This window comes from Micromonospora phytophila (assembly GCF_023656545.1).
Lineage (GTDB): Bacteria > Actinomycetota > Actinomycetes > Mycobacteriales > Micromonosporaceae > Micromonospora > Micromonospora phytophila.
The window spans coordinates 1-8,843 of sequence record NZ_JAMOKF010000233.1 but is presented as its reverse complement, the minus strand read 5'-3'; the positions used below and the strand labels follow the sequence as shown (position 1 = coordinate 8,843).

The following is an 8,843-nucleotide window of genomic DNA, read 5'->3' as shown; positions in this document are numbered from 1 at the left end:
GCGGCAGCGTCGCCTTCCTGGGCACGGCCCGCGCCGGTCGTGCCGTGGTCACCGCCCCGCTGGTGGTCGTCGTGCTCGCCGTCGCGACCGCCGCGTTCAGCGCGGTCGTCGCGGTCGGCATCGAGGCCAGCCGGGACCGGGCGGCGAGCCGGCAGGTGCCCGCCGACGCGCTGGTCCGTGGTGAGCGGCTCGCTCCCGAGACCGGCGCCGAGTTGGCGCGGCTGCCCGGGGTGCGCGCGGCCAGCCCGGTGCTGCACGAGGCCGGCCAGCGCCTCTCCAAGGACTCCGTGGGCACCGACTCCCGGTTGGGTGGGGTCAGCGTGGTGCTGGTCGACGGGCCGGCCCTGGCCCGGGTGGCCGGGGAGAGCGACCTCGACGTGCCGGTGCCCGCGGCGCTGCTCGCCCCCGGTGGGCAGCCCGGACCACTGCCCGCGGTGGTCTCCCCGTCGGTCGCCGCCGACCTGGTCGCCGCCGGCCTGGCCGGCTCCGCGTTCGTCACCGTCCAGGGCCAGCGGTACGAGTTCCGGGTGGCCGAGCAGGCGGAGAGCTTCCCGATGCTCCGGGCCGACACCAGCCGGTTCGTCGTGCTGCCCTGGCAGGCTCTGCCCCGCCGGGAGTACGCCGCCGTGCCGACCGGTTTCCTGGTCGCCGGCGACGGCCTCGACGGCGAGGAGCTGCGCCGGGTCGGCAACGAGGGGCAGTCGCGCTTCCAGACGGGCGGGACGGTCGCGGGGCGGGAACGGCCGCTGGAGGTGGAGGTGCTCACCTGGGCGGACACCCGCCGGCAGTTGGGCGAGGGCGGTGCCAACGGGGTGCTGGCCTTCGGGTTCGTCGCCGGCGTGCTCGTCGGCACGGTGCTCGGCCTGTTCGCGATCGCCTTCACGGTGCTCGCCGGCGCCCGGGCGCGTGGTCAGGTGCTGTCCCGGCTGCGCACCCTCGGGCTGTCCCGCCGGCAGTGGCGCGGGCTGCTGCTGGTGGAGTTGGCCCCGCTGGTGGGCGTGTCGGTGTTCACCGGCGCGCTGGTCGGGGCGCTGCTGCCGCTGCTGCTCACGCCGGTGCTGGGCCTGTCCGCCTTCACCGGCGGTGTTCCCGTCCGGGTGGCGTTCGAGCCCGGTCTGGTCGCCGGGGTCGTCGCGCTCGGCGCCGTCGCCCTCGGCTTCGCGGTCGCCGTCGAGGCTGTGAACAACCGCCGGCTGCGCCTCGGTGAGGTGCTCCGGCTCGGAGAGGAGAGCTGACATGACCGCTACCGCGGAGACCTCCGTCGTGCCGGACCTGGCCGCCCTGCAACGGCGGGCCGCCGAGCGCGCGGCGCAGCGGGCCGGTGGCAGGGACCGGCTGCGCGGGCACATCGTCTGCGACGGACTGGTGCGGATCTTCAAGACCGAGGGGGTGGAGGTGTTCGCCCTGCAGGGGCTGGACCTGGTCATCGACCGGGGCGAGCTGGTGGCGATCGTCGGCGCCTCCGGGTCGGGCAAGTCGACCCTGCTGAACATCCTCTCCGGGTTGGACACCCCCACCGCCGGCATCGCCCGGGTGGCGGACTACGACCTGCTCAACCTCTCCGCCCGGCGCCGACTGAGCTACCGGCGGGACATGGTCGGCTTCGTCTGGCAGCAGACCGGGCGCAACCTGCTGCCGTACCTGACCGCGCTGGAGAACGTCGAGCTGCCGATGCAGCTCGCCGGGCGGCGTGGCGGCCGGAAGGCCCGCCGCCAGCGGGCCCGGGAGCTGCTCGACCTGGTCGGCGTGGGCTACTGCGCCGACCGGCGACCCGGGCAGCTCAGCGGCGGCGAGCAGCAGCGCTGCGCGGTGGCGGTGGCGGTGGCCAACGACCCCGAGGTGCTCTTCGCCGACGAGCCGACCGGCGAGCTGGACGAGGCGACCGGCGCGGAGGTCTTCGCCGCGTTGCGCACCATCAACGCGGAGCTCGGCGTCACCATCGTGGTGGTCACCCACGACCACGCCGTAGCCGGGCAGGTCCGCCGTACCGTCGCGATCCGCGACGGCCGGACCGCCTCGGAGGTACGCCGCACCTCGCGGATCGACGCGGACGGCAACACCGAGCTGGTCAGCGAGGAGTACGCGGTGCTCGATCGGAGCGGACGGATGCAGCTGCCGACGCCGTTCGTCGAGGCGCTGTCGCTGCGGGACCGGGTGCGGCTCAACCTGGAGCCGGACCACGTGCAGGTGCGGCCGGGCGACCGGGCGCCGGACGAGCGGGAGGCGGGGGCATGAGCGACCGGGACGTGCTGGTCAACGGGGGGCCCAAGCGGGCGTCGGCCGGCGCCACCGTCGCCGAGGACGTCGTCCGGGTGGAGAACGTCAGCCGGACGTTCGGCCGCGGCGAGCACGCCGTGCACGCGGTACGGGAGGTGTCGTTCTCGGCCGGGCGCGGTGAGCTGCTCTGCGTGCGGGGCCGCTCCGGGGCGGGCAAGACCACCCTGCTCAACCTGGTCGGTGGGCTGGACCGGCCGGACTCCGGCCGGGTGGTGGTGGCCGGTCACGACGTGACGGCCGCGGGCGAGCGCGAACTGCTGGAGCTGCGCCGCGGCACCGTCGGCTTCGTGTTCCAGACCTTCGGGCTGGTGCCGATCCTCTCCGCCGCCGAGAACGTCGGCGTGCCGCTGCGACTGTCCCGGGTGCCGGCCGGCGAGCGGGAACAGCGGGTGGCGGTGCTCCTGGAACTGGTCGGCCTGGGTGGGCAGGCCGCCCAGCGGCCGTACGAGCTCTCCGGCGGGCAGCAGCAGCGGGTGGCGGTGGCCCGGGCCCTGGCCAACGAGCCGGACCTGCTGATCGCCGACGAGCCCACCGGTCAGCTCGACTCGGAGACCGGCCGCTCCATCATGGACCTGCTCCGGGCTGTGGTGCACGCCCGGGGAATGACCGCGCTGGTCGCCACGCACGACCCGGCCCTGATCGAACTCGCCGACCGCGTCCTGACCCTCCGCGACGGCCGCCTAATCCCCGACTGACCCCGGCCCCCGTTGTTCCCCGCCGATCATGCAGTTGTGGCGGGTGTTTCGGCCCGTCCCGTCGCCTTTGTGCGGCAGCACAACTGCATGATCGCGGGAGGAGGAGCGGGCGGGGGCGGGAGGGGGCGGTCAGAGGGGGAGCTTCATGCCCTCGTGGCTGGCCACGAAGCCGAGGCCGAGGTAGAAGCGGTGGGCGTCCAGGCGGGTCTTGTCCGTGGTGAGCTGCACCAGGGCGCAGCCGCGCTGCTTCGCCTGGTCGATCGCCCAGGTCATCATCTTCCGGCCGATGCCCTGCCCGCGCAGGTCCGAGCGGACCCGGACCGACTCGATCAGCTGCCGTTCGGCCCCGTGCCGACCGAGCCCCGGGATGTAGGTGAGCTGCATGCAGCCGAGCAGCTCGCCGCCGGAGTCGGCCACCACCAGGTGGTTGCGCGGGTCGGCGGTGATGTCGGCGAACGCCCGCTCGTACGCCGCGTCGACCTCGGTGAGGTCGCGGGCCTTGCCGAGCACGTCGTCGGCGAGCAGGGCGAGGACGGCGGGCAGGTCCGCCCGGACGGCCTCGCGGAAGATCAGGTCGCTCATGCCGGTGAGCCTGGCACACCGACACCGGCCGATGTGCGGGCGGCGCTTGCCCGCACCGGGCAGCATGGTGCCCCATGGACGTCCTGCTGCTGCCGTTCCGCTGGATCTACCGCGGACTGGTCTGGTTCGCCAACTCGCCCCGGACGCTGATCACGTCGTACCTGCTGATGATCGTGGTGGCCGGGTTCATCTACGGCGAGGTGGAGAACCGCAGCGCCGCGGACGCGGTCTGGTGGGCGGTGGTGACCGCCTCCACCGTCGGCTACGGGGACATCTCGCCGACCAGCTGGGCCGGCCGTACCCTCGCCGCGCTGCTCATCTCGACCATGGTGCTGCTGGTCATCCCGTTGATCACGGCGCACTTCGCGAGCCGGCTGATCGTCGACGACGACGCCTTCGAACACGACGAGCAGGAGCAGCTCAAGGCGGACGTACGCCGGATGCGGCTGCTGCTGGACGAGATCGCCCTCCGGTACGGTATCGAGCTGCCGGAGCTGCCCCCGGAGCAGCCGGTCAGCGGGCCGGGCAGCGCAGCCCCTCCCTGGGAACGGTCAACCCGAGCAGGTAGGCGTCGACCGCCTCGGTGATGCAGGTGGTCTGCGGGTAGGCGGTGTGCCCCTCACCCTCCCAGGTGAGCACCCGGCCCACCCCGAGCATCGTTGCCAGCGCGCCGGTCTGCTCGTACGGCGTCGCCGGGTCACCGGTGGTGCCCACCACCAGGATGGGCGGCGCCCCGTCGGCACGACCGGTCGGATAGGGGTCATTGCCGCCGGGCCACTCGGCGCACGAGAGCATGCCGACCGCCAGCGCCGGCCCGAACAGCGGGTACTTCGCGCGCCACTGCGACTGGAGTTCGCGGATCCGCTCCCGGCTCGGCTTCTCCTCCTCGTCGGCGCAGTTGACCGCCAGGTTGGCGTCGAACAGGTTCGAGTAGCGCCCGTCCTCCTCGCGGCCGGCGTACGCGTCGGCGAGGCGGAACACATCCTTCGGGTCGCCGCCGTCGAGCCGGTCGATCGCCCGGCCCAGCTCCTGCCACCCCGCCTCGGTGTAGAGCGAGGAGATGACCGCGTAGAAGACCCAGCCCGGGGTGGCCTCGCGCCCGTCGTCGCCGCGCACCGGGGAGACGCGGGCCTTGTCGATCGCCGAGGTGACCGCCGCCCTGGCGTCGGGGGCGATCGGGCACCGGCCGGCGTTGGCCGCGCACCAGCGGGTGAAGTTGTCGAACGCCCGCTCGAAGCCCTTGGCCTGGCTCTCCGAGCCGGCGATGAGGCCCTGCTTCGGGTCGACGGCGCCGTCGAGAACCAACGCCCGTACCCGCTGCGGGTAGAGCTGGGCGTAGGTCGCGCCGAGCAGCGTGCCGTAGGAGTAGCCGAGGTAGGTCAGCTTGTCGTCGCCGACGGCGGCGCGGACCGCGTCCATGTCCCGGGCGGCCTGCTCGGTGCCGTAGAGCGGCAGCTGGTCGCCATAGCGGCCACCGCAGCCGCGCCCGATCCGCTGGCTGAGCGAGACGAACCCGTCGAAGGAGCGCTGGCTCTCCGGGTCGGGGTCGTAGCCGAAGCTGGCGTCGAGGTCGGCGTCCGGGATGCACTTCACCGGGCTGGAGCGGGACACCCCGCGCGGGTCGAAGCCGACGATGTCGAAGCGGTCGGTGATCGAGGCGGGCAGGCCGCCGAACGCCGGACCGAAGGAGAGGTAGACGGCCGTGTCCACGCCGGAACCGCCGGGGCCGCCCGGGTTGATGACCAGGGAGCCGATCCGGTCGCGCTGCTTGGTCGACCGGGCCCGCAGCAGCGCGATCTCGAAGGTCTCCCCGGTGCCCGGCCCGGCGGTGGCTCCGGTGCCGGTGCCCCAGTTGCGCGGCACCCTGATCCGCGCGCACTCGTAGCGCATGTCCGGCGCGCCCCGGCCGACCAGCTCCTCGGCCACCTCCGGGCAGGCCCGCCAGGTGGGTGCCGCGCCCGGAGCGGCGGCCTCGCCGTCGGTGTCGGTGCGGGGGGCGAACGCCGGGAGGGTGCAGCCGGCAGCCAGCAGCGCGGCGGCGGCCAGGCCGGCCACGGCGAGCCGGAACCGGCGGAGCCGGTCGGGAATGCGGGTCACGAGCGAGCCTCCGTGATCGGGTCGACGGCCAGGCTACGCCGGGTCCGGAACAGACCCCGCGGTCACCGTCGGGTCCCCACGCAGCACCTGGTCCACATCGAACCGGACGGGACGGTCGAGCTGGTCGTAGCGGCAGGAGCGGGGATCGCGGTCGGGCCGCCAGCGCACGAACCGGGCGGTGTGCCGGAACCGGTCGCCCTCCATGGCGTCGTAGCCGACTTCCACCACCAGCTCGGGGCGCAGCGGCTCCCACTCGAGGTTCTTCGTGCCGGTCCACCGGCTCACCCCGCCCGGGATGCGCTGGCCGCGCTCGTGGTCGCCGTGCACCCACGGGTGATCCCCGCCGGTGTCCCGGTAGGGGCCCAGTTCCTCCAGCAGCTCCGCCCGGCGCGCCATGGTGAACGACGCGCTCACTCCGACGTGGTGCAGGACGCCCGCGTCGTCATAAAGGCCGAGCAGGAGCGAGCCGACCACGGGGCCGGACTTGTGCCAGCGGAAGCCGGCCACCACCGCGTCGGCGGTGCGGGCGTGCTTGACCTTGAACATGAGCCGCTTTCCCGGCTCGTACGGCAGGTCGGCGGGCTTGGCGATCAGACCGTCCAGGCCGGCGCCCTCGAAGACGTCGAACCAGCGGTGCGCGGTCTCCACGTCGGTGGTCACCTGGGTGACGTGCACCGGCGGACGCACCCCCGCCAACGCCGCCTCCAGCCGGGCCCGGCGGTGCGGGTAGGGCTGGTCGAGCAGGGACTCGTCGTCGAGGGCGAGTAGGTCGAAGGCGACGAAGTCGGCCGGCGTGGTCTCCGCCAGCATCTTCACCCGGGAGGCGGCCGGGTGGATGCGCTGGGCCAGCATCTCGAAGTCGAGCCGGGGCTGCCCGCCCGGGCCGTCGCGCCGGATCACGATCAGCTCCCCGTCGACCGCGCAGCGCTCGGGCAACTGGCGGCGGGCCTGCTCGACCACCTCCGGGAAATAGCGGGTCATCATCTTGCCGCCCCGGCTGGCCAGCTCGACCGAGTCGCCGTCGCGGAGCACGATGCACCGGAAGCCGTCCCACTTCGGCTCGTACGTCATCCCTGGCGCGGTGGGGATCCGCGGGACGCTCTTGGCCAGCATCGGTTCGACCGTCGGACTGATCGGCAGCTCCACGGCGACCAGTCAATCAGACGGCACCGACAGCCGTGAGGCAGATCACCGCCGGTGCGTGGGCGGCGTGTCCCTCGCCGCGCCGCTCGTCCCGACCGGGTGAATCAGAAAACCGCAGGTCAGAGCTATTTTCGCGGGGTGGCGGAGTGGGTCTGCGGATGCTGCGGGCGGTGGCGGGTCAGCGTCGAGCTGATCCGGGGCAACTACCGCTACCGGCTGGTGCGCCGCTACCCCCCGCGCTTCGGCGGCGGCAAGGACGTCCTCGGCGAGGTCGGCTCGGTCGCCGAGCTGGAGGAGCTGCTGCGCCGGCGTACCCCCCTGAAGCTGGCGGACCTGCGCGAGGCCGCCTGATCCGGCGGTGCCGATGGCCGGGTGGCCGGGCGGTGACCGGCCGGGCGGCGGATGCCGCGGTCACGATCCACCGGGCAGCGTCGTCTCCAGCGGGCGCGGCGCGCGCGGCGCCGCCCGGGGAGGGCACATGCGGTTCGAGGCCGGAACGGAGTTGGCCGCCGACGCCGAGCGGGTGTGGACGGTCCTGGTCGACGTGGAGCGGTGGCCGGAGTGGACCGCCTCCGTACGTCGGGCCCGCCGGCTGGAGCCGGGACCGCTGGTGGTGGGCGCGACCGCGCGGCTGGAGCAGCCGAAGCTGCGACCGGCGGTGTGGCGGGTCACCGAGCTGACCGGGGGGTGCGCCTTCACGTGGGTTTCGGTGAGCCCGGGGGTGCGCACCCGTGCCGAGCACCGGGTGCTGCCGCTGCCCGACGGCCGCAGCCGGGTCGAGCTGGTCGTCGAGCAGTCCGGGCCGCTGGCCGGGGTGGTCGGCTGGCTCTACGGCGACCTGACGCGCCGCTACCTGCGAATGGAGGCCGACGGGCTCAGACGTCGCTGCGAGCGGGACTGACCACCGGCTTCTCCAGCAGGGCGAGCCGGATGCCGTTCGGATCCGGCCGGTGCCCGACCACCCGGTAGCCGTGCCGGTGGTACAACCGCAGGTTCTGCTCACTGTCGGCGCCGGTGAAGAGCGCGAACCGGCGGACCCGGGCGGCGCACGCCGCCTCGACCGCCCGCAGCAACTGCCCGCCGATGCCGCGTCCCTGCTGGTCGGGGGCGACCGAGAGCCGCCCCACGTGCCCGGTGCCGCCGTCGACGTGGACCCGGACGGAACCGACCAGCCGGTGTCCCAGCCGGGCGGTGAGCACCGTCGCGGGCCCCGCCAGCGCCGTCCGCACCTCGTCGAGGGTCTCGGTCAGCGGCGGCAGGAACGGGTCGGCGTACCGCTGGGCCTCGGTGAGGTACGCCGCCCGCTGCACGGTCAGGATCTCGCCGGCGTCCGTCGGGTCGGCCGGGGCGATGCGCGGCTCGGTGGTCACGCTCGACAGCCAACCACAGTCACCCCGGCGCCCCGCCCGCGCCGGCCGTACGCTGGTCGCTGTCCGTCGAACCGTGAGGGGTGCGTACCGTGCCGGCACTGACCTACCCGCACGTCGGTGCCACCCGCGCCGGGCAGTTGCCCCCCGGCTGGCGGCACGTGCGGCACCGGGTCCGACTGCCCGACTCCTGCTTCGCGGCGGCGGGCGCGGCGGTGCTGGGCTGGCGCCTGCACCGGGCGGCCGGGATCCGGATGGACGCCGCCGCCGACCGGGCGGCACCGGGGGTGCGGGTCGTCACCCGCCTGGGCGTGGGCCCGGTGCGGCTGGCCGCGCCCTGCCAGGTGGTCTGGGCCGAGGACGACGAGCGCCGGGCCGGCTTCGGGTACGGCACCCTGCCCGGTCACCCGGCGCGCGGCGAGGAGGCCTTCGTGGTCACCCGCGACGACGCCGGCCACGTCTGGTTCGAGGTGGTCGCGTTCAGCCAGCCGGACCGCTGGTTCATGCGCGCCGCCGGGCCGGCCGGGCGGGCCTTCCAGCAGGGGTACGCCTGGTGGCTCGGCCGCACCCTGCGCCGCCTCTGCGCCCGCGCCTGACCGGCACCCGGACGGCGCCCCCGCACCCGCCCTCGAGTGAGACCCACGCCGCGCCCGCGCCGGGGGCTGGGCAGCCTGCTGGCGGC

The 8,843-nt window shown here is 74.5% G+C and carries 11 protein-coding genes; 7 read left to right on the top strand and 4 right to left on the bottom strand.

All coding sequences use genetic code 11. From position 1 onward, the window contains the following. From NCC78_RS22695 to NCC78_RS22685, 3 genes are all read left to right on the top strand, one after another. On the top strand, nt 1-1,235 hold a 1,235-nt coding region (locus NCC78_RS22695; protein WP_308220935.1), incomplete at its 5' end, for an FtsX-like permease family protein. Between the two features lies 1 nt (nt 1,236). Next, complete coding sequence (locus NCC78_RS22690; RefSeq protein ID WP_250796907.1) at nt 1,237-2,235, top strand: ABC transporter ATP-binding protein; 999 nt, start codon at nt 1,237-1,239, stop codon at nt 2,233-2,235. After that, entirely contained in the window at nt 2,232-2,972 is a 741-nt protein-coding gene (locus tag NCC78_RS22685; protein WP_250796906.1) for an ABC transporter ATP-binding protein, read from the top strand. The genes NCC78_RS22690 and NCC78_RS22685 overlap by 4 nt, the downstream gene beginning before the upstream one ends. Before the next feature lie 129 nt (nt 2,973-3,101). Here the strand turns inward: NCC78_RS22685 and NCC78_RS22680 are convergent, their stop codons facing one another. Next, a complete protein-coding gene (locus NCC78_RS22680; protein ID WP_250796905.1) occupies nt 3,102-3,554 on the bottom strand; it encodes a GNAT family N-acetyltransferase in 453 nt (150 codons plus the stop codon). Between the two features lie 74 nt (nt 3,555-3,628). Between NCC78_RS22680 and NCC78_RS22675 the strand changes: the two genes are divergently transcribed. After that, nucleotides 3,629-4,141 carry a potassium channel family protein gene (locus NCC78_RS22675; protein WP_250796904.1) on the top strand — a complete coding sequence of 171 codons (513 nt, stop codon included), beginning with the start codon at nt 3,629-3,631 and terminating at the stop codon, nt 4,139-4,141. On the opposite strand, the gene NCC78_RS22670 is transcribed toward NCC78_RS22675, so the two are convergent. After that, on the bottom strand, nt 4,068-5,651 hold the full coding sequence (locus NCC78_RS22670; protein ID WP_372495183.1) for an alpha/beta hydrolase: 1,584 nt from the start codon (nt 5,649-5,651) through the stop codon (nt 4,068-4,070). The genes NCC78_RS22675 and NCC78_RS22670 overlap by 74 nt on opposite strands. A 33-nt stretch (nt 5,652-5,684) precedes the next feature. Beyond that, complete coding sequence (locus NCC78_RS22665) at nt 5,685-6,797, bottom strand: ATP-dependent DNA ligase (RefSeq protein ID WP_250796902.1); 1,113 nt, start codon at nt 6,795-6,797, stop codon at nt 5,685-5,687. Between the two features lie 135 nt (nt 6,798-6,932). On the opposite strand from NCC78_RS22665, the gene NCC78_RS22660 reads away from it, so the two are divergent. After that, nucleotides 6,933-7,145, top strand: coding sequence for a hypothetical protein (locus tag NCC78_RS22660; protein WP_250796901.1), 213 nt, complete (start codon nt 6,933-6,935; stop codon nt 7,143-7,145). 127 nt (nt 7,146-7,272) lie between these two features. Beyond that, the gene (locus NCC78_RS22655) at nt 7,273-7,695 is read left to right on the top strand and encodes an SRPBCC family protein (protein WP_250796900.1); all 423 of its coding nucleotides are present in this window, start codon (nt 7,273-7,275) and stop codon (nt 7,693-7,695) included. On the opposite strand, the gene NCC78_RS22650 is transcribed toward NCC78_RS22655, so the two are convergent. Further along, on the bottom strand, nt 7,670-8,164 hold the full coding sequence (locus tag NCC78_RS22650; RefSeq protein ID WP_250796898.1) for a GNAT family N-acetyltransferase: 495 nt from the start codon (nt 8,162-8,164) through the stop codon (nt 7,670-7,672). The genes NCC78_RS22655 and NCC78_RS22650 overlap by 26 nt on opposite strands. Before the next feature lie 89 nt (nt 8,165-8,253). On the opposite strand from NCC78_RS22650, the gene NCC78_RS22645 reads away from it, so the two are divergent. Continuing rightward, nucleotides 8,254-8,757: a DUF1990 domain-containing protein gene (locus NCC78_RS22645; RefSeq protein ID WP_250796896.1), complete on the top strand. Its 504-nt coding sequence runs from the start codon at nt 8,254-8,256 to the stop codon at nt 8,755-8,757. Nucleotides 8,758-8,843 lie beyond the last annotated feature (86 nt).

Bases quoted from the DNA above. Each gene is read 5' to 3' on its own strand.
- NCC78_RS22690 (WP_250796907.1), top strand. From the start codon at position 1,237: ATGACCGCTACCGCGGAGACCTCCGTCGTGCCGGACCTGGCCGCCCTG.
- NCC78_RS22685 (WP_250796906.1), top strand. From the start codon at position 2,232: ATGAGCGACCGGGACGTGCTGGTCAACGGGGGGCCCAAGCGGGCGTCG.
- NCC78_RS22680 (WP_250796905.1), bottom strand. From the start codon at position 3,554: ATGAGCGACCTGATCTTCCGCGAGGCCGTCCGGGCGGACCTGCCCGCC.
- NCC78_RS22675 (WP_250796904.1), top strand. From the start codon at position 3,629: ATGGACGTCCTGCTGCTGCCGTTCCGCTGGATCTACCGCGGACTGGTC.
- NCC78_RS22655 (WP_250796900.1), top strand. From the start codon at position 7,273: ATGCGGTTCGAGGCCGGAACGGAGTTGGCCGCCGACGCCGAGCGGGTG.